This is a genomic window from bacterium (assembly GCA_030247525.1).
Taxonomy (GTDB): Bacteria; Electryoneota; JAOADG01; order JAOADG01; family JAOADG01; genus JAOTSC01.
This window is the reverse complement of the sequence record JAOTSC010000041.1, coordinates 1-23,890: the sequence shown is the minus strand read 5'-3', so window position 1 is coordinate 23,890 and position 23,890 is coordinate 1. Positions and strand designations below refer to the sequence as shown.

At 48.9% G+C, this 23,890-nt stretch carries 17 protein-coding genes; 6 read left to right on the top strand and 11 right to left on the bottom strand.

What is annotated here, in order from left to right:
* The coding region (locus tag OEM52_05905; protein MDK9699661.1) for a PAS domain-containing protein at positions 1 to 1,788 on the bottom strand (1,788 nt) is incomplete at its 3' end.
* A gap of 438 nt (positions 1,789 to 2,226) precedes the next feature.
* On the opposite strand from OEM52_05905, the gene OEM52_05900 reads away from it, so the two are divergent.
* The gene (locus OEM52_05900; GenBank protein ID MDK9699660.1) at positions 2,227 to 3,177 is read left to right on the top strand and encodes an HDOD domain-containing protein; all 951 of its coding nucleotides are present in this window, start codon (positions 2,227 to 2,229) and stop codon (positions 3,175 to 3,177) included.
* Positions 3,178 to 3,489: 312 nt separating this feature from the next.
* Positions 3,490 to 4,749: a T9SS type A sorting domain-containing protein gene (locus tag OEM52_05895; GenBank protein MDK9699659.1), complete on the top strand. Its 1,260-nt coding sequence runs from the start codon at positions 3,490 to 3,492 to the stop codon at positions 4,747 to 4,749.
* Positions 4,750 to 4,900: 151 nt separating this feature from the next.
* On the opposite strand, the gene OEM52_05890 is transcribed toward OEM52_05895, so the two are convergent.
* Positions 4,901 to 7,915: a hypothetical protein gene (locus tag OEM52_05890; GenBank protein ID MDK9699658.1), complete on the bottom strand. Its 3,015-nt coding sequence runs from the start codon at positions 7,913 to 7,915 to the stop codon at positions 4,901 to 4,903.
* 92 nt (positions 7,916 to 8,007) lie between these two features.
* Between OEM52_05890 and OEM52_05885 the strand changes: the two genes are divergently transcribed.
* Positions 8,008 to 9,279 carry a DNA polymerase IV gene (locus OEM52_05885; GenBank protein MDK9699657.1) on the top strand — a complete coding sequence of 424 codons (1,272 nt, stop codon included), beginning with the start codon at positions 8,008 to 8,010 and terminating at the stop codon, positions 9,277 to 9,279.
* Between the two features lie 254 nt (positions 9,280 to 9,533).
* On the opposite strand, the gene OEM52_05880 is transcribed toward OEM52_05885, so the two are convergent.
* The 3 genes from OEM52_05880 to OEM52_05870 form a co-directional block, all read right to left on the bottom strand.
* Positions 9,534 to 11,666: a T9SS type A sorting domain-containing protein gene (locus OEM52_05880; GenBank protein ID MDK9699656.1), complete on the bottom strand. Its 2,133-nt coding sequence runs from the start codon at positions 11,664 to 11,666 to the stop codon at positions 9,534 to 9,536.
* 373 nt (positions 11,667 to 12,039) lie between these two features.
* Positions 12,040 to 14,142, bottom strand: coding sequence for a PBP1A family penicillin-binding protein (locus tag OEM52_05875; protein MDK9699655.1), 2,103 nt, complete (start codon positions 14,140 to 14,142; stop codon positions 12,040 to 12,042).
* The gene (locus OEM52_05870; GenBank protein ID MDK9699654.1) at positions 14,139 to 14,897 is read right to left on the bottom strand and encodes a UDP-2,3-diacylglucosamine diphosphatase; all 759 of its coding nucleotides are present in this window, start codon (positions 14,895 to 14,897) and stop codon (positions 14,139 to 14,141) included. Before OEM52_05870 ends, OEM52_05875 begins: the two co-directional genes overlap by 4 nt.
* A 147-nt stretch (positions 14,898 to 15,044) precedes the next feature.
* On the opposite strand from OEM52_05870, the gene OEM52_05865 reads away from it, so the two are divergent.
* Entirely contained in the window at positions 15,045 to 15,638 is a 594-nt protein-coding gene (locus OEM52_05865; protein ID MDK9699653.1) for a DUF4112 domain-containing protein, read from the top strand.
* Positions 15,639 to 15,691: 53 nt separating this feature from the next.
* Positions 15,692 to 16,045 carry a diguanylate cyclase gene (locus tag OEM52_05860; protein MDK9699652.1) on the top strand — a complete coding sequence of 118 codons (354 nt, stop codon included), beginning with the start codon at positions 15,692 to 15,694 and terminating at the stop codon, positions 16,043 to 16,045.
* A gap of 65 nt (positions 16,046 to 16,110) precedes the next feature.
* Here OEM52_05860 and OEM52_05855 read toward each other — a convergent pair whose 3' ends face one another.
* Complete coding sequence (locus OEM52_05855) at positions 16,111 to 18,690, bottom strand: choice-of-anchor D domain-containing protein (protein ID MDK9699651.1); 2,580 nt, start codon at positions 18,688 to 18,690, stop codon at positions 16,111 to 16,113.
* A gap of 368 nt (positions 18,691 to 19,058) precedes the next feature.
* On the opposite strand from OEM52_05855, the gene OEM52_05850 reads away from it, so the two are divergent.
* Positions 19,059 to 19,583, top strand: a complete 525-nt coding sequence (locus OEM52_05850; GenBank protein MDK9699650.1) for a class I SAM-dependent methyltransferase — start codon at positions 19,059 to 19,061, stop codon at positions 19,581 to 19,583.
* 48 nt (positions 19,584 to 19,631) lie between these two features.
* Here OEM52_05850 and OEM52_05845 read toward each other — a convergent pair whose 3' ends face one another.
* The 5 genes from OEM52_05845 to OEM52_05825 all read right to left on the bottom strand — a co-directional run.
* Positions 19,632 to 20,300 (bottom strand): hypothetical protein, encoded by a 669-nt coding sequence (locus OEM52_05845; GenBank protein MDK9699649.1) that lies wholly within the window; start codon positions 20,298 to 20,300, stop codon positions 19,632 to 19,634.
* Between the two features lie 76 nt (positions 20,301 to 20,376).
* Positions 20,377 to 21,483, bottom strand: coding sequence for a hypothetical protein (locus OEM52_05840; protein MDK9699648.1), 1,107 nt, complete (start codon positions 21,481 to 21,483; stop codon positions 20,377 to 20,379).
* Between the two features lie 114 nt (positions 21,484 to 21,597).
* A complete protein-coding gene (locus OEM52_05835) occupies positions 21,598 to 22,620 on the bottom strand; it encodes a hypothetical protein (GenBank protein ID MDK9699647.1) in 1,023 nt (340 codons plus the stop codon).
* 9 nt (positions 22,621 to 22,629) lie between these two features.
* A complete protein-coding gene (locus OEM52_05830; GenBank protein ID MDK9699646.1) occupies positions 22,630 to 23,040 on the bottom strand; it encodes a response regulator in 411 nt (136 codons plus the stop codon).
* Between the two features lie 215 nt (positions 23,041 to 23,255).
* On the bottom strand, positions 23,256 to 23,890 hold a 635-nt coding region (locus OEM52_05825; GenBank protein MDK9699645.1), incomplete at its 5' end, for a hypothetical protein.

The window sequence follows — 23,890 nt, the reverse complement described above, 5'->3', positions numbered from 1 at the left end:
ATCGGAACCACCGGCCTCTGCCCGAAAGAACGGATCAAACAATCGATTCAAAATCTCTTTGGGCGGAATAGGTCCGGTATCGCTCATCCGGACAACCGTACCGCCGCCGATGTAACTATGTCGAATTGCTTCCATCCGGAAGTGCTCTTCCGGCGGGTTAAGAATTGCTGTATCGAGCGGATAAACTTCCACACCAATCGTACCATTAGAATTTACATTATTGATTTTGAAAACCAATAGGTTTAGGAGGATTTGCAAAAGTTGGTCGGGGTTGGCATAGGCTTTTGCTTGCGGTACTTCACTGTAAAATGACAATTCAATCTGTCGAGCTTGGAATTTGCTGGATAGCAATTCTGTGGCAAGCTGCATAACTTGTTCGATTTCCACCAGTTCCGGTTTTTCACGGCTAACCCGGATCGCAGCAAAGAACGATTGGAACAACCGGTTGAGCCGTTGCACCTGCGTTACAATCCGTTTTAACTGGTCTTCGGCGGGATGCCCTTCCGGGAGTTTCAGCTTTGCTAACTGTGCCATTGCCGAGATACTGGTCAGTGGATTCCGAATGTCGTGAGCCAATGCCGAGACCAATACCTCCATCGAGACCAATTGCTCGTGACGGATACGTTCGTCTTGCAAGTGCTTGATCAGGGAAATATCACGGAAATGAATCACAGTACCGACTTGCTGGCCAAGCCGGTTAGTGCGTATCGATACCGAGTACCCGATTTGTACCCGGTTGTAATTCACATCGCACACCAATTCATAGGTTTGCCACGGCTTATCCTCACTTGATTTTTCCAGCATCTCCTGTGCTGCTTTTTCCCCGACAAGAATCCCAAGCGGCGCACCGACTACCATATCCCCGGATACAGAAAACACTTCGCACGCTGCCCGATTCAGAAATTCCAAGCGGCCGTGCGAGTCGACCGTCATGACACCGGAGTATAGCGAGTCGAGTATACTCCGGCTGAACATGTGCACCGCCTCCTCTAACCGGTGCAGCTGTGTTAAATCGCGGAAAATAATCGTAATTCCATCGACCATACCATCCGGTTTTCGCAATTCATTCAGGGAACACTCGACCGTCATCGGGCCGCGCGGCGTATCGATGGAAAGCTCACGCGCCAGTAAGTAGTGGGTCAACTTTGCATGCAGTATTCGATTCGATGCCTCATCGCCGAAAAGTTGTCGCAATGGAATTCCAATTGTGTAATTGGTTTCGATGCCGAGCATCAGGATCGCCGCACGATTCGCGAAAATGACTTCCCCGCTGGTACGAACCGTAATTACGCCGATACCTATCGAATCGATGACAGCGCGCATAAAGTCCGATGCATCCTCTGCCGGCAGCACTGAAACCGGCGCGTCATCCAACTCAAAGTGGGCAGCAGCGGCTTGATCGCGTAACCGCAGCGCCGAACAAACGGTATCAATCAACAAACGGTTTGCGAATGGTCGTCGTAAAAGAAAAGAGGCACCACAACTATCGAGAATATCGCGAGCGTCCGTATTAGAGTCGACGGTATAGAGAATGACTGGCAATGGTTGGTGTGGCGGATAGTGCAGTGCGCTGCGATACTCCCGCAATAAGTGCGCAATCGTTTCTAACCCCAGATCAACTGCTAACAACAGCGCGGCGGGCGGCATTCCACGGTGCAATGCATCGAATAATTGATCAGCGCGCTCCATCGACGATACTGGCACCAACGCTCTCGTTAGCGCGCTCACGCAGCTATTGCGATGCTTGAGGTCGGGATCGACAATAATGATTTCGCTCGTTATGTTCACAGTCATTCCAAAAGTTGATGTATCTCACGTGTGAGTTCATCATACGTTATTCAAGGCGGACGATAACAACCAATGCGACCGCACAGCAACCGTCGAAATTATTGTGATTCTTGAACATAAATCAGTAAAAACGAAAGCTATGACTACGTTTCATGAAAATTGTTTGTATCCCGCTTTTCGGAAGGAGCGAGCTTTGTAATTACAGATTTTATCGAGACTGCATCAAAATGAAATCAACCGAAATGCCGATGACAGTCATGGAAATGTGTATCTTTTGATAGGAAGTAACACGATCCTTCTCGCAAGGCAACTGCATAGATAAAAACTCACAAGCGATACCTCGTCGAGCGATTCTCCGCTGGTTCCCAATAAACACAAGCAGTATTTGCTCTTACGTTCTCTGGGAGCCGATAAGCAGAACTTCGTGGGCAATCGCACATGGCAACAGGTATTTTCCTGATAAGTGATTTTTTTTACTCCTTTTTTTTATCGACCTTGACAGATATGAATCGACCACCGGGTTATGCGCTGAGCCGCATGCAAGAGATATCCAACCTACCTACCCTTCCCAGTGTTCTGGTCGAGGTGTTGAACCATTTGCAAAATCCGAACGTCAGTTTCGATACGCTCCAATCGGTAGTCGCCAAAGACCCAGCGCTGACGGCGCGGTTGTTGCGAATCGCTAATAGTTCTTACTTCGGTCGACAAAAACCAACCAGTTCACTCACCGATGCGTTTCTCTCAATCGGTGTTAATGGCATTATTCTGATTATATCGAGTATCGGGGTGGTGAATGTATTCGGGGGGACAACCAATCAGCGCTTCGACCGCCGCATTCTTTGGAAGCACAGTGTCTCGACCGCATCGATGGTGCGATACCTCACCAGGAAATTGCAGTACCCGGAAAGTGAAGTAGGTGAAATTGCGACGGCTGCTCTTTTGCACGATATCGGGCATATTGTGATTGGACATTACTTTCCTGAGGAGTTTGGAAGAATTCTAACCGGAGTCGGGAAAGGTGGCGATCCATTGGAATTGGAGCGTGAGTGTTTGGGAAACGATCATGCCGAGCTTTCGAGCTATTTGGCAAAGTATTGGCGATTCTCGGGAAGCATGATCGATATGTTGCACTGGCATCATACCCCACCAGAGAATCATCCCGACGCTCAGGCAATGTATTTGGTGAAACTTGCCGACCGGTTGTGCAGTTGGCGCAAACAGGATGAGCCGCCGGTATCGCCATTAGAGTTGGTGTCGAATCCGGGATTGCTCGAACCAATTTTACCATTTTCCACCCTCGAACAACGAAAAATTTTTTCTGCCTCTTTCAACGACTGTCCCGCCGAACTGATTCGCATCCAAGAGCTCGCCGATTCGATGTACAATTAACTTTTTTTTGCGAGCCAATATGTAAGGGTAGCGACAGGTCTCCAGACCTGTAATGTAGGGGCGAGATTCATCGCGCCCGATTGTAGGGGCAGAACCACTGGTTCGCCCAATTCTGTGGTGGTTACGGGCTTCCAATCCCGTCTTCTCTTCTCGGTTCCAATTGTACAGGTCGGGAGACCTGTCGGTACCCATCCGTAGGGGCGGCTGGCAGCCGCCCGATTCCGTGTAGATTATTTTTCTTCTTTGACGAATTTTCATTGCAGATTGAAAAATTGGTGGCTACTTTTTGATAACTACTTTGTAGGAGTTGCCATGAACTTGCACCGCTGTTACACCCGACTGTTTCTTCTTCTCCTTTTCCTCGGATCGTTTACGATTTCGTTTGCACAAGATAGTTTGAATGTTAGATGCCTCGGAAGAATTTGGAACACCAACTCGCGGGATGTGGCAGTGCAAGGCAACTACGCCTATGTTGCCGATAATTCATCAGGTTTGCGGATAATCGATATCAGCAATCCGGAAAGTCCGCAACAAGTGGGCCTTTACGATACTCCCGGTTATGCAAATGGTGTAACGGTTTCCGGAAATTATGCCCATGTTGCCGATGATAACTATGGCTTGCGGGTAATCAATATTAGTAACCCGGCAAGTCCGCAGGAAGTCGGATTCTACTTTACTTCCGGCGAAGCTATTGGTGTAAAGGTTTTTGGAAACTTTGCTTATGTTGCCGATTGGGACTACGGATTGCGGATTATCAATGTAAGCAACCCGGCAAGTCCGCAGGAAGTCGGATTCTACTTTACTTCCGGCGAAGCTATTGGTGTAACCGTTTCCGGAAATTATGCATATGTTGCCACTGACTATTCCGGTTTACGGATCATAAACGTGAGCAATCCGGCAAACCCCCAAGAAGTAGGATTCTACGATACTCCCGGTTATGCTTATGATGTAACTGTCTCTGGTAGTTACGCATTTGTGGCAGATGATTATGCCGGTTTACGAATCATCAACGTCAGCAATCCGGAAAATCCGCAAGAAGTCGGTTTCTACGATACTCCCGGCTATTCTAGGGGTGTAACTGTTTCCGGGAACTACGCCTTTGTTGCCAATTATTCTTCCGGATTACGGATTATCAACATCAACAGTCCGACAAATCCGCAGGAAGTTGGATTCTATGATACCCCCGGCAACGCTGTAGATGTTTCGGTGGTTGGCGATATCGCGTATGTGGCTGCCGGACAAGAATTCGGGATCTACGATTGTTCGCAGGCATTGGGTGTGGTCGATCGAATTGGAACAGCGATACCCAATGATTTTAAGATAGAAAAGATCAATCCAAATCCATTTAATGCGACAGCAACACTCACTTATACCTTACCGAACACTGCAGCAGTGAAATTAGAATTGTTTGATATTACTGGAAGAAGTGTCGGGAAATTGTTCGATTGGACACAGGATGCCGGCACCTATTCGGTGAAAATTAATAGCGACAATCTTTCCTCAGGTACTTATTTTGCACGACTCTCGGCGGGCACACAATCCCTTTCCCAGAAATTCGTTGTATTGAAGTAGGGACAGACGCCCCTGTCTGTCCAACCATTTATGCGGCATTCGCCGCACTGGGTCGATTTTAAATCGACCCGTAGTTCATGCGGGCGGACGTGGAAGTCCGCCCCTACCCAAAAGCGCATTCAGGTCTGGAGACCTGTCGGTACCCACCATTTTACGCGACAAGCAATGGTTGGCGACACCCTTTTCCGAATCGTGCTATTTCCGATGGATCAAATCTTCCGTGCGGCATCAATACAAATCGATACTCGATGATACCTTCCTGATCCGCTTTGTAATTCGTGTGCCAATAGTTGTTCAGCAAGTAGATAAATACCGGCGGTTGCTGCGAACCTTCGCGTAACCATCCCGTCTCGACGGTAATCGCACCGGTTTCGATGAGCGGTGTATCGAGCAGCGCGCATGCCATCCCACGCTCCGCATTCGATACATCGAACCAACTTTGCGCCGAATAGAAATTCTTACAAGCGCCGGGCAATTGATTGCGCTCGGGAATCACGATTCCACCCGCGACATCGTAACGAACGATCCCTTCTGGAACTTGGAGCGGAAATGCGAGATGTGCCGCCTCTTTCTTACGATTCGTTTCCTTATCGATGCGAAGCCGAATTTCGAGCTGCGGACGATCCGACGGTATAGAAAATTCACACTCGAACGCGCTGCAACCCGGCGCGTCGGCAGTCACCAGCAATGATGATCGCACACCGCCGGTTTCTTTCAAAGTGCATTTTACATTGGCAACTTGCTGCGCTGTGTTCGGATCGGCGCCCGGTACATAAAGGAATTGTCCAATCCCGAAACCGCTTTTCCCGTCGACCCACTCCTTCCCATCACTCTTGGTTATCAGACTTTGTATTGCTCCGGTAGCAGCATCTAATGTTATTGAGAGAAAATCATTTTCGAGATGATCGTTGGATTCGTTCGCGGTTTTGCTTTGATCGATTTCCTTTGTAACGAAAGATAGTTTACGGTAGGAATTGGCAGGAACCGGAACCGATGCTAACCATGCTTCTCCATTGGCAGATCGTTGCAATGGGTACTCTTCACCCGTTTCATCCTGGAGACAATTGCCCTGCTTTCCTTTCGACGACGGAATTGTGACGATTTCATGGCGATCCCACGGCAAGGTATTGACGACAAGCAGCTCGTCGGTTACACCTGCTTGCTGCGACAACATTTGCAATGTCTTCCGCAACAATTTCGCAGCGCCATCGTATGCATCCACGGCAAATTTCTGTTTGGTTACCCATTGCGCCACCACCGATGGGAGTTCCGGTTCCGATACGCTATTGAAAGCGCCCCACGTATGCTCATCGTAATAGCGGATATTCTGCCAAACCGCTTCACTCTCCTCAGCGGTAATCGCATTTCCTGCGAAGAAAATGCGATTGGTTGCTTCCGCTTGTAACAACATATCCACCGCATTGCGGCATTGGATTGTTTCCGCCGCGGTCGACATTGCGCCATCTTCCCAATATCCTGTAAGGTCACCGCTTCGTTCCGGAAAAGACTCGCCATACTGATTTATAAAATCGTGGAAGAACTCGTGATGCGTCGCAATCCGCAAGGTGGGTGACACATATCGCTCATTCCACTCGGCAACAAAGGGCGGCAGCGTTGGATCGGGCGGTCCGTTATCCCCGCCGATGGTGTAGGGAACAAACGCGAGTTCGTACGGATACTTAGTAGCGTCGAGTTTGCGGAGATATTGCAACAACCGTTCATCGCCGAGTTTACTCAATTCCCCTTGGTGAAACAGCGAATAGCTCGCACCGGCAATCCAAGTCAATATTTTTTCGTTGCCGTTAGGTGATAACCAATAGAATGGCTGATCGCCCATTTCGTAAATGTGACCGACCCGGTCGAATTCGTTCGGCGCTATCGAGAAATATTTCACTCCGGCATCGGCAAGCGCTTTGACAATTCCCCAACTGAAACCGGGAATGTCCGTCTGGACAGCAGTATCGATGGTAATACCATATTTTTCCTGCAATGATTTTGCAAACTTTACGAAATGCGCGAGTTCTTCTTCGCATGCGAGACCAGTCAGGAAATTTGCCCACAACGCATTGAGTCCGAGTCCCCCTTCTTTCACTGCATTACGAAACCGCGCAATCCAATCCGGCGAAGCTTGTTCCAACCACGACTCGAGCGCCCAAATCACTTCCAGATTCCATTTACTACGGCAGCCATCGGGGAGATGTTTTGTCTCTTCCCACAGCGTAATCGCTTGCTCGATATTGCGCCACTGTTTCGCTTGCACTTCGCTTTGATGATTGGTGTATCCAATGTCGTTGTGCGAATAAGGGATGAGATAGACGTCGCGTTTTGCTACCGGTTGCACCGGAAATTCGACCAGTTCCATCGAACCATCGGGATACGAAATCCGAATAGGTAAAATCGCATCTTGTTCAATTACCGGAATGGGAATAGGAAGAATATTCGCGCCGGTTTGCAGAGGATGGGTCGATGCCGGAGAAGCTGGCGGCGTAATTGCCACCTGACCACAATTGAGCGCATCGACAACCATTCGCAAGGTCTGACGAGCGCCTTGTTCCGTTCGGAGAATGAGCGGTTCGATCCGGAAGCGTGGTTTGAAATCGAAAGTGTATTGAAAGACCAGCAGCCAATCGCTGCTCCCTTCGTCGTCCGCCTCAACCCGTAACCGGAGCGGCTTGCCGGGCGTTAGTTGGTTGGTCGGTAAAGTCAAAAAGAAGTAACCGAAGACATCGCTCCGGGTATCGACTAAGGTCGATGTAAATGTGAGCGATGCCCCAGCATTATCGATGTACTCGAAATCTTTCTGCGCTAAATCGGCACAGGTCGAAAAAGTGAACCGGTACATATCGTCAACGAATAACCGGAAATTGTGCGGCGCCCATTGCGGACCACCCATCGCCGACAACCAAATGAAAGTTATTTTTTCCTCTCCCATCGGGTCTGGAACCACTTCGGTCTCCCACTCGATATTGAGAAAACCGGTTTTTGCCCGCAACAAAAGCGTTTGGTCGGCGTCGGGATGCGGCGAATGATACTTAAGCTCCTGTCCGGCAATGCGTTTGCTGAAACCGCAGCCGGTAAGACCGCGCGTACTCGGCTTCTTATCGGAAGCGTCGGCGGAGAGGACGATGGAAAGCGGCTCGAGCCGGGGAGTGAACTGGTCGGACATGACGTAACCTCAGAATTCTTGTGGAGTTATTTTTCTTCACCGCTACCGGTTGTGGTCTTGTGCAGACACCAAAACTTCCTGAATTTAAGGCTATGGAACGCAAAGTAATAGCCCACGTCGACGCCGATTGTTTCTATGTGTCGTGCGAGCGGTTGCGCGACCCCTCGCTCAACGGCAAGCCGGTCGCTGTCTGCTCCTCGGTGAATGCGATTGTGATTGCCCGTTCCTACGAATTGAAACCCCACGGCGTAACGGTCGGCTCACCGACCTGGGAAGTTCGAAAAGTTGTTCCCAACGCGATTTTCTATCCCGCCGATTTCCAATTTTATGGACATGTTAGTTACAAAATGTTCGAGGTACTCAAATCGATCAGCCCGGAATTGGAAATTTACGGAATCGATGAAGGATTTATCGACCTCACCGGACTCGACCGCTTATACAAAATGGATTACGAGCAAATCGGACGGATGATAAAAAAACGGGTGCGCGAAGAAGTTGGCATTACAGTTTCGGTCGGTATCGGACATACGAAAACCATCGCGAAACTCGCCTCTGATTATCAAAAACCGGACGGGCTTTCTTACATCCACGATGGCAATCTTGAAGCGTTTTTAGATGATCGCGAGGTGTGCGATATCTGGGGATTTGGTTCGCGCTGGGGAATCCGCATCGAACGCTTTGGTTTGCAAACCGCGCTACAATTTTACGAGACGCCGCTTGAACAAGTGAAAAAGTGGATGGGGAAACTCGGCATGGACATGTGGCTCGAGCTGCATGGCAATGCGATGTACCGCCTCGAGACCGAAGAAGCCCAACCGAAAAGCGTCTCCCGCACCGCGAACTTCGATCTCAAGACTACCGATCCCGACCGGGTCTTTGCCGCTTGTGCTTATCATGCGGCGCGTGTCGTGAGTATTCTCGTAGCGAAAAATCTCTACACCAATCGGGTTCAACTCTTTCTCCGGAGTAAAGATTTTTCGTTGCAGTGGGCGGAAGCGATGCCGGAGCGGTCGACGAATAATTACGAAATAATCATCGGCGCGGTGCGAAGAGCGTTCGAGAAACTGTTTCGCTCTGGCACGATTTATCGCGGCACCGGCGTGGTGGTCGATGTTGATCCCGCCGGCCCCAATGCGCCGGACATCTTTGGCGATTTCCAAAAGGATGAGCGCGCCGCCGGCTTGACAAAAGCGATTATGCGATTGAATCAAAAATATGGCGGCGGTACGGCGACCTACCTTGCTGCCTTGCCGATGTGGGCAAAACGCCGCGGACAAAACCGTACGGGACCCGGTCGCGCCGATGGGATTCAATTCGATGTCGATCCTGTCAATCTTCCCCGTATCCGGTTCTGGCGAAATTAATCAGGGAATGGGGGTTAGGGCAGGGGAGATTAGAGGGTACTGACAGGTCTCCAGACCTGTATAGAAAGAAGTAGTAGAGACAGGCGTCCCCGCCTGTAGGATGGGTACTGACAGGTCTCCCGACCTGTTTAGTTGCAAAAAAGATAAAGAAGTTTACAGGTCTGGAGACCTGTCGGTACCCAATTTTGGACGTATGGCATACGCCCCAAACGATTAATATTTCAATTACAGGCGAGGACGCCTGTCGCTACCCCCTACTTCAGTACAACAAATTTCTGCGAAAGGGATTGTGTGCCTGCCGAGAGACGTGCGAAATAAGTACCTGAGGAAAGATTGTCACTATTGATATTCACGGAATAGGTACCGGCATCCTGTGTCCAATCGAACAATTTTCCGACACTTCTTCCGGTAATATCGAACAATTCCAATTTCACATTCGCGGTATTGGGTAAGGTATAGGTGAGTGTTGCGGTCGCATTGAATGGATTCGGATAGATATTTTCTATCCGAAAATCGTTAGGTATCTCTCCGCCAATCCGATCAACCACACCCAATGCCTGTGAACAATCGTAGATACCAAATTCTTGTCTTGCGGCGACGTAAGCAATATCGCCAGCCACAGCTACGTTATCCGCGATATCTTGCGTAATGTAGTACCCAACTTCCTGAGGACTTGCTGGATTACTGACATTGATGATACGTAATCCGGAACTCCAATCGGCAACATAAGCGTAATTGCCGGAGACAGTTACCCCAGCGGCATAGCCGGGAGTATCGTAAAAACCGACTTCTTGAGGGTTGGTTGGATTGCTGATGTTGATGATACGTAACCCGGAACCCCCATCGGCAACATAGGCGTAGTTGCCGGAGACAGTTACCCCAGCAGCACCGGGTGTGTAGCAAGAACCTACTGATTGCGGACTTGACGGATTAGCAATATTGATAACTCGTAAGCCAGCACCATTGACTGCAACATAGGCATAATTGCCGGAGACAGTTACCCCATCAGCAGAACCGGGTATGAAGCAAGAACCGACTAATTGCGGACTTGACGGATTGCTTATGTTGACAATCAGTAAGCCGGAATTATCTGCGGCAACATAAGCGTAATTGCCGAGAACGGTTACATCATCGGCAAAATCGGGGGTTTCATAGAATCCAACTTCCTGAGGATTTGCTGGATTATTGATATTGAGTATCCGTAACCCGGACATTAGATCGGCTACATAGGCATAACTGCCGGAAATCGATACGCTATAAGCATAACGTGGAGTTTCGCAAAAACCGACTGTTTGCGGACTTGCTGGATTGGCAATATTGATTACTCGTAAACCAGCACTATAGTCGGCAACATAGGCATAATTGCCGGAGATCGATACGCTATGAGCAATACCGGGTATGAAGCAAGAACCAACTAATTGCGGGCTTGCTGGATTGGCAATATTGATTACTCCTAAACCTTCACTATAGTCGGCAACATAGGCGAAATCACCGGAAACCGTTACGCCAAAAGCATAGCCGGGGGTATCGTAGAAACCAACTTGAGTTGGACTACTAGGATTGCTGATGTTTATTATACATAAACCGGAATCCCCATCGGCTACATAGGCATAATTTCCGGAGATCGTTACATCTTTAGCATAGCCGGGGGTATCGTAAAAACCCACTTCCTGCGGGTTTGCTGGATTGCTGATGTTGACAATCCGAAAGCCGGAATTATCACCGACAACATAGGCATAATTGCCGGAGACCGATACACCCAAAGCGTAGGTATTGTAGAATCCCACTTCTTGCAGATTTGACGGATTGTTGATGTTGATGATCCGTAAACCGTTATAATCATCTGCGACATAGGCATAACTGCCGGAAACAGTTACGTCCACAGCATAGCCGGGGGTATCGTAGAAACCAACTTCTTGCGGGTTTTCCGGATTTGTTGCATTGATAATTCGCAAACCGGACATAAAGTCGGCTACATAAGCGTAAATTCCGGAGACAGCCACACCGGTAGCAGAACTGGGAGTATCGTAAAATCCGACTAGTTGCGGACTGGACGGATTGCTGATGTTGATAATCCGCAAGCCAGAACTGCCATCGGCAACATAGGCGAAATTACCTGATACGGTTACGCCCACAGCATAGCCGGGGGTTTCGCAGAACCCCACTTGTACCGGAGTTGCCGGATTGCTCACGTTTATGATCCGTAAACCGGAAGAACCATCGGCAACATAAGCGTAACTTCCTTGCACCGCGACATCCTGTGAGTAGGTGTGCCAAAATCTTCCGAGGCAATGCACACCGGAACTATCTTGCGCGAACGCAGTTGTGATCGATACGATTAGAAGGGTAATGATTACGTTGGTGAGGTTATACTTATGGATGTTCATGATTGCTCCATCGTGCAAATTGGTTTCCTTTGTATACTACCAAAGAAAATCACACAAGTCAATGGAGTTATCGCCAAAAACAAAAATATTAGCGTTGAGTAGCATTGGTTGTAGGGGTCGAAACGCTTCGACTCGTTTCATCTCGGGCGGCTGCCAGCCGCCCCTACGGATGGGTACCGACAGGTCTCCAGACCTGTACAATTGGAACAGAAAAACGAAGACAGGATTGGAATCCTGTAACCACCTCTTCTATCTACTCTGGCGCGATGAATCTCGCCCCTACCACGACAAGAATGTTGCGGCCACGAAAACAGGCGGGGACGCCTGTCCCTACCATCATTACAGGTCTGGAGACCTGTCGCTACCAAATAAATTATTCTTCTCGACCAGTGAGGGAGGCGGTGCTTCGGCGTTTTCGTTTTACAGTATCGATGCTTGCCGGCGCGCGGAAGCGTTCATCGGTAAATCGTCTGGCGGTATATGCTTTCACCAGCGTATTCGCCCACACCGGCAGCGCCATCACACCCCCCGTTTTTTTGGAACCCAGCGAGCGCGCGGGATCGTCGAAACCTGTCCACACCCCGAATGCTACCTGCGGCGTATACCCGACAAACCATGCGTCGGTAAAGGAATTCGTCGTTCCGGTTTTCCCGGCGGCGTCGGCAGTAAAATGAAATTTGCTACGGGCGGAAGCGCCGGTGCCGGCATTAATTACATCGCGCAGCATGTCGGTAATGAGGTAAGCGGTTTCTTCGTCGATAGCTTCGGTACGTTGCAGGCGGCGTTGATATAATAGCGCGCCGGAATTATCCTCGACCTTTGTCATAAAATGCGTTTTCGGTAAAATACCGCCTTGTCCCCATGCCCCGTATGCATTCACTGCTTCGATCAGTTTGATACCATTCGCGCCAATCGCAATCGGGAGATAGTGTTGGATTTGCGAAGTGATACCCATTGTGTGCGCCATATCGATCACTGATTGAATACCGGTCATGTCTTTACAGACGCGAATAGCACAGAGGTTTAGCGATTGTTTGAGCGCGTCGCGCAATTGATACACTCCGCCGGATTTCCCATCGTAATTTTGCGGACGCCACGTTTTTTGTCCGGCAATCGAAATCGCAATCGGCGCATTAGAAACCTTAGCATCCGGTTCATACCCTTTCTGCAGCGCCGTCGCATAGACAAACGGTTTGAAGGTGGAACCGGGTTGCCGGGTTGCTTGGACGGCACGATTGTACTTCGATCTCGCAAAGTTTCTACCACCCACCATCGCCAAAATTGCGCCTGTTTTCGGATCGATCATCGCTGCCGCGATCTGTAGTTTTTCTTTTTCCGGCAACAACGAATCGAGCATAGCGATATTCGATTCCATCGTTTTACCAAAAATCGCATACTCTTTCGGATGATAGGTTCGCATCCATCGCTCGCCGCCAATCCGGCGATAGGCTTGCGGATGATACTCTTTATCGAACATTGCGAAATGATCGCGTACGGATTCCTCCAACCATTGCTGCAACCGCACATCCAGCGTAGTATGAATGACGAGACCATCTTTCAGGTAATCGACATTCAAAGTGTCGCCGCGTTCCTCCAGCTCCTGCCGCACCATTTCGGTAAAGTAAGGCGCAATTCCCAACGCATCGTTCGGTTCGGATAAACTAAGTGCTAATGGTGTCGACAGCGCGCGCCGGTACTCCTCGAACGAAATCATGTTCTCGTCGTACATTCGTTTTAGAACAATGTCGCGTCGCGTTTTTGCCCGTTTCGGATACTTAATCGGCGAATTCCTGCCGGGAGTTTGAATCGTTCCGGCAAGCAACGCACATTCCGGTAAAGTCAATGCCGAGATATCCTTTGAGAAGAAGCGCCGCGCCGCCGCACCAACTCCATGCGCACCATGTCCGAAATAGACTTGCGTCAAATACATTTCGAGAATTTCATCTTTGGCGTAGGTGCGTTCGATTTGAATCGCGGTAAGTTGTTCCTTGATTTTTCGGGTAAGCCATTTTTCCGGACCGAAATAGAGATTTCGGGCAAGCTGCTGCGTGATCGTACTGGCTCCTTGCTTGCGTGACATGGTAGCAACATTGACGACAACAGCGCGCATCACTCCGAATAAATCGACCCCCCAATGTGAGTAAAAACGGTGATCCTCAATGGCGAGTACTGCATTCTTTATATTCTTCGGCATCCGCGCTAATGGCACGTAATCACGGCGTTCCACAAAGAATTGCGTTAGTATGGTACCATCGTTGGCAAGGACTTTGGAGGCAAGTTTCGGTTCGTACTTTTCCAGTTGGGCAAGCGATGGCAAATCGTGGTGATAATAGTACCAGACCCCCACAATGATACCTGCCCCGAAGAGAAACAATCCACAGGCAATGATTATCCACAACCACCAGCGAACCTGTGGCGTCTGCTTACGATGTGGCGTCCGGTTACTGCGTTGATGCAGGGGAGGCGGTCGGCTCATTGCTTGCGTACCCGGTTGCTGCCGTGTGTGGGATCATATTCAAACCGCTCGATTCGCCACTCACCGTGATCGAGTACGCCATAGGAACACTCGACAATAAAATCACCGGTGTTTACATACTTGCCGTTTTGCAGTGCCACAATCTTCGGTTGGTGAGTATGTCCCATCACTACTGCATCGGCAATGCCCTGCGACAGCACCGATTGCGCATACGCCTGATATTCTTCATCGGGAGGAACACCAATCGTTTCCGATTTGTACCGGGAACTTTTCGAAGTCGCCAGTGCAATACCCATCGCCCAATCGGGATGAATCCATCGGAACATTCTTTGTGCAAACCGGTTGTGGAGGATTCGCTTGAGGAACCGGTAGCCGCCGTCACTCGCGGCAACACCGTCGCCATGCACCCAGTGAATTCGAACACCGTCCAACACAATTGCGTCCGGACTTGGATGAATCGTGATGCCTACTTGTTGGGTGAAGAAGTTTTCTTGGATCGCAAAATCGTGATTCCCGGGAATCATGTGGACGGGAACGCCAGCATCTACGAGCGAGCGTAATTCCGCCAACACTTCAAAGTGAACTTTCGGAATAGCGTGCTTCCACTCGTACCAGAAATCGAAGAGGTCACCTCCAATCCATAAAGCATCGGCATTTCTCACGATTTGCCGGAGAAAGCGAATAACTCGGTCGCGTCGTTCGATATCGTCGGCGCGTCCGCTGAAAAGGTGAACGTCGGATAGGAAAATGTGCATCGGGATAACATACGAAGCTCTTACTTTGCCACACAAGCTATTTTGAGTGACAGTGAGCAATCTTTCGGTCGGAAATTCGGGAGGGCGACGGTTGCCGAACCGTTGTGAACCGATGTATTTTGAGCAGTTAAATAGTTTGGATTTGGGATGGCAACCTCTGAAAAAGCCAAGAAGCGTCAGGTACAACACAACCGGAAAGCCGAATTAAAGAAAGTCGAGCAGGATATCGTGCAGCTTCTCGTCGAAGAAGAGCGCGATGAGCCGCTTCCCGACGAGATTCCATCGCATCGAAAAACTACTCCTCAGGAATCGCTGGAAAAATCTCGCAGCTCGTTCTTGAAGTTGCTCGAACCGCCGACCGATTCAGTAAAACGTAAACGGTGGTTTATCCGACGGATGCTTCTATTATCAATCGTGATTTTGGTAGCAATCGCAGCAATATTGATCGGTGTCGACAAACCAGTGATTGCCGCGATTCTGTTAGTCATCGGTTTGGTCGGACAAGTGTTTTCTGGTTTACTTGCGCTGCTGGGTCTGATTCCGGTTATTGGTCCTTTGTTGGTCGGCGCACTTTCGTTACCGTTTATTTGGCTGATGAATGCGCTTGGTTATGTTGTCAGCATGAAAATGGTCGCAGAAGGAAAAGGGCGCGAAGTGCTGAACTGGCGAACAGTAGCCATGGTGTTTGTAACCGGTATTGCAATCGGTATCGTCATCGGAAGATTGCTGCCGGGAAAGTAATGCTGCATCGCATTTCATTGAAATCTCGCTTGTGACAATTATTAGGATGAACAATGGAAAATATTCTCTCGATGGATTGGGTACTCGAATTCCCTGCCGCGATTACAGTTTGCGATGACCGTGGCATCATCCTTGCCATGAACGAGCGGGCTTGTAATACATTTCATGGTGATGGCGGTGCAAAACTCATCGGAACCAGTTTATTAGATTGTCACCCCGAACCGTCACGTACAAAACTCATCGAAATGCTGAAAAGCCACGAGAAGAATGTCTATACGATTGAGAAGAACGGCATCAAAAAAATGATCTATCAATCCCCATGGTTCGAACATGGCGAGTATCGCGGATTCGTCGAAATGTCGCTGGAAATCCCCTTCGAAATGCCACACTTCGTTCGTAAACCATAAAAAGGTGCCCAAAAAGAAAATGGGCAGGAAATCCCGCCCATTTCTTGCTACATAATTCTGTTACATTACCGAATTCTACGGAACATCACATCTTCATCGATCCGTGTTCCCATTGGCAACGTATTCCAAAAATCGCTATCGTTCTCATGGTCAAGCCAGGCGCGAATTTCATAATACATCGCCGGGCTGTGCCTTACGACCCGGTCATGTTGGAACGTCAGCGTATTCGCTCCCAGCGTCGATCCTAAGTAATACCACGGCCCGTTGCCAACCGAACGGAAGAAGACTATATAGCGGTCAACGGTGATTGGCGCGCCACTGATCGAAGTATCAACTCGATCCCATTGTAGGAGAGCGTTCTCGCCATTGATCGAGATATCCAAGTTGCTCGGGGTCGCCGGGTAGTACTCAGAAAATCCAGTCAGATATACCCGCATGGTATCATAGTTGACCGCATTGCTCGTAATAAGGACACGACCGGAATAAGTTCCTACTGTATTCGGTTGGAAATAGACTGTGAATTGAGCACTATCACCAACCGCAATATCGCTCAGATCGAACGGATAAATCGAATATGCCGGATTCGTAAGTAAGAATCGGACATCAGTCAATGCTCGATTTCCCCCGATACACTTGAGCCATGTTTTCATGGAATCGATTCGAGTCGGTTCCAAGACATTGCCAAAGTAAAGTATCGAGTCGCTTAACTCGGCATAACAGCCATAACCAAAGCCACTCACAGGGATCATTGCAGTTGGGAAGGGTAATTGAAATCCCACCCGTATTGTATCGCGAAACAACCCCATTGTATCGGGAACAAACTGGACGTTTAACTGTACCGAATCACCAGCTGGTATCATGTTATCCGGTGGTAAGTTGAGCCAACTCCGGCCAAATCCATTCGCGACCCCACCAGTCACCCCTTGCATTGCAATGGGAACACTGCTCCGGTTATGGAATGTGATGATTTGGTTACGGGCAGAGTGAATACGGGTATCGCCAAAGGCAATAGCATTGGGAGAATACTCAAGCAACGCACTCGAAATCGTAACGGCAGATTCACTGGTATCGACCAACTCGGTGTATGTTACCGAATACAACACAAAGCGGGCTTCCGTCGTTGTCGGGCCCGTTACTGTCCATGGGAAATACCCTTGCTCTGTCGGTATCGAATCAGACAATGACTCATATTCCCCGCCGATACCATTCCTTGCTATTGCAATGCCGATGGTTGCGCCAGCACCACAGTGCGACCACCGGATCGTATCCAGCGAACCGATAAACAGTGGTACCGTACCATGGTGATCCAACAAAGTGAGTGATTTTCGCCTGATGGAAAGATTCCCAGAGGTTATTGTGGTTAATCCGGAGGAAGCTGAAGTAACCCGAAACCGAACGGAATCGCTCGCCTCGCCGTTAACAATCCATAAATACTGCCTAACGCTGGCATTCATGATTCCCGAAAGCATCTCCCACTCACCGGTGGGATAGCTGCGATTAACCTCGACCCAAACAACTCCGGTTATACCGGAAGCGAGCCAGCGAATTGGGACTGTATATCCTAACCATAAGGTGTCAGGAGGAATCGGTTCCAGCAATGTTAAAACGGTTCCAGCACCCGATCCCTGCACAGGGATGCGAAAGGCAACTTCATTATCAAACTGCAAGCGTAAAGAGTCGTTGAAACTGCCAATCGTATCTGGCGCAAAGAGAATGGGAATTGCAACACTATCCATTGATGGAATGGTATAGGGAATATCGATTGGTAAGGAATATTGAGTACGGGTGATTCGACATAACGTAAGTGTTCTTGCAACTGGATCGCGGTTAATCACCCAAACCGAATCCCGCACCGTATTGCCGACAGTGACAGTGTCAAAATTGATCGAAGTTGGACGAACACTGAGTGCTGAGTAGAAAAATGGCACATCGGTACTCCAAGTCGGCGATGCCAATGTTCCCGTCAAACCATGCCCGGAAGCATCGGCGGTGGTGGTTCCCACTCCTTCGTCGAGTCGCCAGTATCCTACCAGATTCGCTTCGGTACCGTTTAAACGACTTCTCATATTCGCTTGGATCTGAACTTGCGTTAAAGCGACATTCCAAAACCGCACTTCGTCAATTTTACCGTTGAAATATTCATATTGTGGAGCGGTCGTATACATACATCCAATTCGTAACTGAGATATCGAAGAGGAGGTGTTAAGTGTGTAATTGGCAGATGCGTTCAACTCACCGTCAATATAGAGCTGCACCATCGAATTAGAATAAGTCATCGCGAAATGGTGCCATTGATTATCGGTTACTACGATATTGCCAGAAAAATCCCGCGACCAACCACAAAAAGATGGATACCCCGGATTAGTTATGCGTAAATTGAACATACCGCCCGTGACATTCGCACCTTGTGTGAAGAGAGATGTATTTGTAGCCGGAACCACGTTCGTTTTAAACCATAACTCAACCGTACGTGGATTTGCCCCGAAGGGTATGCCGGTTGAGGGCGTTGATACATAACCATTCCCACCAAATTGTAGCGAATAGTTCTCTGAGTACGAGGTTGAAACGACAATTACAAGTAGGAGTAAGGATAAGAACCGAGAGCGAGGTCTTAACATACCGTCGATTATCTTTGCTTGCATCATCAAAGTCTCCAAGTTAGCACAATCGAAAAGAACCTAAGGTATGGGTAACTGTGCAAATCGAAAAGAACACAAGATACTCAAGATAAGTTAACGATAAACACTCATATAAACAACAATTCACACCTTTATAAAAAAAATTCATACAAGTAACTAAAAAGAAACCACATCGGATAGTTTTACCAAAGAATTACGGTTTTTGAGTTTTTTTTGTTACACATCGGTTCTCTTCATTAATCCTACACTTGCTCGAATAGCTTGTTCAAGTTATATTTCCAATGTTTTTTGAAGCGTCTTGTGTTTTGCTACAAGTTCTAATTGTAAAGTAGTAGCAAATCATAAAGCGAACGTTAAAACAGACAGGAGACTCGATGAAAGGTGAACCGACGAAGTTGGATCCACGCGGAAACCCAAGGATTAAGTACACATTAGCAAACGTTGACATCAAGGGTAATTGGTTCGACGACGGCGGAGAATCGGAGTTTCTTTCGATTCTACAGGAAAAGTTTCAAATAAAAGCACACTTGTCTGATGTCGATTTCGATTTGTTACCTTTAGAGTATCCCGACAATCACTTTGATACTGTTACCAGTTTTGAAGTTTTTGAACATCTCTACAATCCACTTTTCCACACTCGTGAATTAGCCCGCGTTTTGAAACCGAATGGGCGTTTGTTTCTCTCGACACCAAATGGAAGATCGTTTCGATCGTTAGTTCAGATCATCACCAATACGCGGTATCAATACCATGTCAACGAATGGAGTGAATCTTCCATTCGTGACATGTTTACAATATCGGGATTGACAATTAATCGCCTTGAAAGAATTAATACGACAGCTGGTGGAACAATAACACGTCCCTTTAAGAGTGGTTTTTGGATCGAAGCTACAAAGTAGATTTCATACCACACACGAGTAAGTTTTCAAATCAATATGACTATATTTCTATTCCAGCGCACCTTGCGAAATCCAGTTTCGGATCAGGTTTACTTCAGAGTTTGGTAGTTGGGGGGAACCTTGTGGCATCCGTAACGATTGATTGGTATGGATTACTCGCAGGTAAAGGTTTGAAGTAAGTGGTTCAAACGGTTTCACGACCAGATTATTCGATGATCCCCGGTAAGAGTTCAGCGATTGATTGGTCACTGCCGCGCTCAATCCACTCACCGACCATCCTCCCAATGGCGAACCACCACTATGACAGGCAACGCAAGAGTTGTTCAACACCGCTTCCACACTTGAGTAATGAAGCGTATCGCGTGGAGCCATGTACTTTACTTCCGATTCGCCAACATCCTGTCCACGTTCCGCAATGATTTGATAACCATACATCGCTGCCGGATCAAGCTGAAGATCGGTGTAACTGAGCGCAGTCACTCTTGCCAGCATTTCGTTGGGAATCTCGTGCCCGTACCCGCGATGAATCATATAGCTTTCGGCACTTGGCGTCGCACTCCAAGTTAACTCCACCCAAACGCTATCCGTCCCATAATGTGGTATGACGGAAAAACCGGTTACCTGTAAACTATTTCCCGGTTGTTGTGGCGAATCCCCTTGATCGGAACAACCAATAACTATCATACTCGCCACAAGTAAAAATGCGAAGTACTTCATCCGTTTTACCCCCATCTACACCGGCTTACCGGCTATCCAATTCGATTTTCATGCACGCGATTAGCAACGATGCAACTCAATAAAAGAAGTGAAGATTAACAATCGCTTCGGTAGCGCGTTTTTTATCGCTTCCGGGTATCTCATTCTCGATAATGCGAATTTGTGGCGATATCTCAACAAACGGTGTCGGAAAAATCTGTGCGCCGACTGCATAGCGGGTCACACTCCCATTCTTCGCATCGATATCCTCATCCATGAATTCATAACTGACAAGCGGCGTTATCCCCTGTTTCCACTCATAGTAAAGAGTGTTCGTGGTGAAGAGACTATTTCGTTTCGCGCTTCCAACTCTCGCCTTCGCCGACTTCCAATCAGTCTCTCCGAGGAACACCAGTTTTCCGAACGCAAGCGAATAGTGAGGGCCGTATATCGTTAGCGTTCCCTCTTGGTTCGATAGTTCAGTCAACGGTTCCAATGAGCGATACGCCGAAGCACCAATACCAAGTTTGATCGCTCCCAACCGGGGGCGATACCGCGCCGACACCAGTAACGCTTTCTGTGAATTATTGTCGCGCTGGGCAGTACCCGAACCATTCAACACCGAAAAGGTCGCATACCAGCGCTCCGGATGGATGCCCAACTCAATACCGGTATCGAAGTAACGTTCCCGCCACCGCATCGGAGCCCGGGTAAAGGCGGTATGATCATCCAACCACCAACCGTAATCCGGCCGAAAGCGACCCGCTTTCACATAACTGTGGAGGATTTGAAAACTCTGTTTCGCGTAAACTTGCGATACGCCGCTTAATCCTTGTTGTACAACAATCGCCAACGCATCGTTCGGTTGGAATACAAAAGAAACATCCCCTTCCATTTGCAAACCGGTGTTCCCTTTGGTCGAATCGTCGGCGGTGAAGAGCGTCCGTACATCGGCGCCAACCATGATTCCCGGAGCAATTTTCGGTTTATACTTTGCAATATCAATCGAATCCGCCGGTCTGATAGCCAGCTCGGACATTGCATAAAACGTCGAACCATAGGAGCTGCGGATACCGCTTCCCGATGGGTTGACGTGGCATAGAAAGCAGTTCTGCTCATAAGTCGCAGAAAAGCGCGGCAGTGCATACCCTTGTCCAACAACAAGCAATACCAAAACAAACAACGAAAATAGTTTCTGATTCATGGTTTCCTCTTGCAAAGGGAGGTACAATAATATCGTCGGAGTGAAAATGCAACTGGATTCGCTACGAGAATGAAACTTTCTGTTGTGCTGACGATCAATCCGACCAAAGATATTTTACTGCTGGTCGTTAACCGGCACTGTTTCGGTGGTACTTTCCGGTTCGATTACTTGAGGGGAAAAAAGGACTTCGAGATAATGGAGGGTTTCGGAAATATCGAATTCCGGGTCGTTGTGCCATGCCAGAAGATGAGTAGAATCACTAAGCCATAACGGTTCCGACACACCCAACCGGGCAGTTGGAACGCCACTCGCTACAGCGATGGCAGCCGCAAGATCGGCACTAACGATAATCGCATCGGCGGCGGCGCTTATCGCCAATAACTGACGGGGGAAGCGGTCGAAATCGGTAACAAAATAGTTCTCATCGGGTAGTTCTTCGACTTCCTTGCGGGCAATCGTCAGTAATGGCGCATATCCCGCTTCCTGCAGCCGCACAGCAATCAACGTCCAGTACGACCGGTATTTTTTCCAAGTAGCATTCGCCAGCAGTAACACCCGTTTCCCTTGCGAACATTGCCATTGTTCCCCGCCCCACTCCCGTTCCGGTTCCGATGCCGGGAGGTACGGAAACATCGGTTCATCGAATCGAGGTTCCCACCCGGAGAACCATTTGTGCCAAGGCGTTCCCGGCTCGAAAGCTTGTTGCAGATAGCCCGACCGCTGCTGGCGGTCGATCCATTCGGTCGTTACACCAAGTTTCCACGCGGCATCGATTTGGTCAGTGAGTACTGCGCCATTCTCAGTCGCGCACACGACCAATTCCGGCGCAAACGAATGTAGAGTTGCGAGTAAAGCGGAGGAAGGCTGGAAGCGGTATTTCTTTTCATTGCCATCGGCGGGAAAAACAGCAACCACGCCGGGCAACCGTTCAAATAAAGGCGCGACAGATGGTGAAGCAACTAATGTGATTTCCGCATTAGAAAATTGACGATGGAGATATTGGATCGGCGCTGATGCCGCAATGACGTCGGGTGTCGTACCGATTGCAATGACTAAGATTCGTTGAGGAGAAGCGACCGGCATCACAAGTACCGGTCGAAACCAATAAGCCGTTAAACGATGCGCCCAAGCAAGCACGCTACTCCATTAGATATCGTTGAGCAACGCCTTCATTTTCACAAGTACCGACTGCTCGAGATAATCGAGGTCGAGCGGTTTTGTGATATAATCGACGGCTCCGAGCATTAAGGCGCGGCGTCCCATTTCTAAATCGTCGACGCCAGTTACCATCATGACACACACATCTTCGTCGAATTCACGGAGCTGGCGAAGCGTTTCCATACCATCCATTTCTGGCATCACGATATCCAGCAGCATTAGGTGTGGACGCCATTCTTTCGCTTTAGCAAGCGCTTCGACGCCAGAGTACGCAACGCTAACATCATATCCCTTGTAAGTAAGGAACATACTGATGAATTCAGCAATATGCCGGTCGTCATCGACAACCAGAACACGGCTGCGATAGGCTTCCGATAGTGGTTCCAAATCGGGTGTCATGTTCACGCACTTCCTTGTAAAACGATAGCTGACCTAATGTACAGAAATAATTCGATTCTCACTCAATTTCCATAACTTTCCGCCCCGAAGCAAGTGATTCTGCGTTGTACATCAGATCACAGGCGTTGTGATTTTCTTTCGAAAGCAACGGAAACGAATTCGTCTCTTTTGGAAGCTCTGAAAACGAACAATTCAACGAACAGGTTTTGTTGCGACTATCCCTTCCGACTCGCTTTGTCCCGTGTTTGTGGGTACCGTTGGATAATCCAAGAGGCTAATGGTTTCGCAGTCTCATCGATGTGCAATTGCTCGCTGGCGCGCGAGGCAATACCCATTGCGACCAACCGATCCGAGCCATGAATCTCGGCAATGATTTCCCCAGCCTCGACCGGATCACCCCAACTTTTCAGGAAGCGGAATCCAGCGAGCGGATCGATGGTATCGGAAACGACGCGTCTACCAGCGCCGAGCGTAATACCGGCTTTCCCGAACCACAAGGCATTTGCGCCGTTCAGGAAACCGTCGCGCGGCGCGCGGATATATTCGATAACAGGCGCTGTCGGCATGATTTCGGGATGTTCGATAACCTTCGGGTCGCCCCCTTGTGCAGCGACGATTTTCGCAAAAATTTCCAAGCCCCGGCCGCTGCGCCAATGTTGCTCGAGTCGTTGGTAGGCGGCGTCGAAGGGTCCCTTCCCCACTGCATCCAATACTTCCGCACCGAGCGTAAGCGTCAGTTCATTCACTTCGGTCAAATCGTCGCGGCCTTGCAGCCACTCGATGGCTTCGCGGGTCTCCAGCCAATTGCCGATGTTGCGTCCGATGGGGGTTTCCATCGAAGTCAGTAATC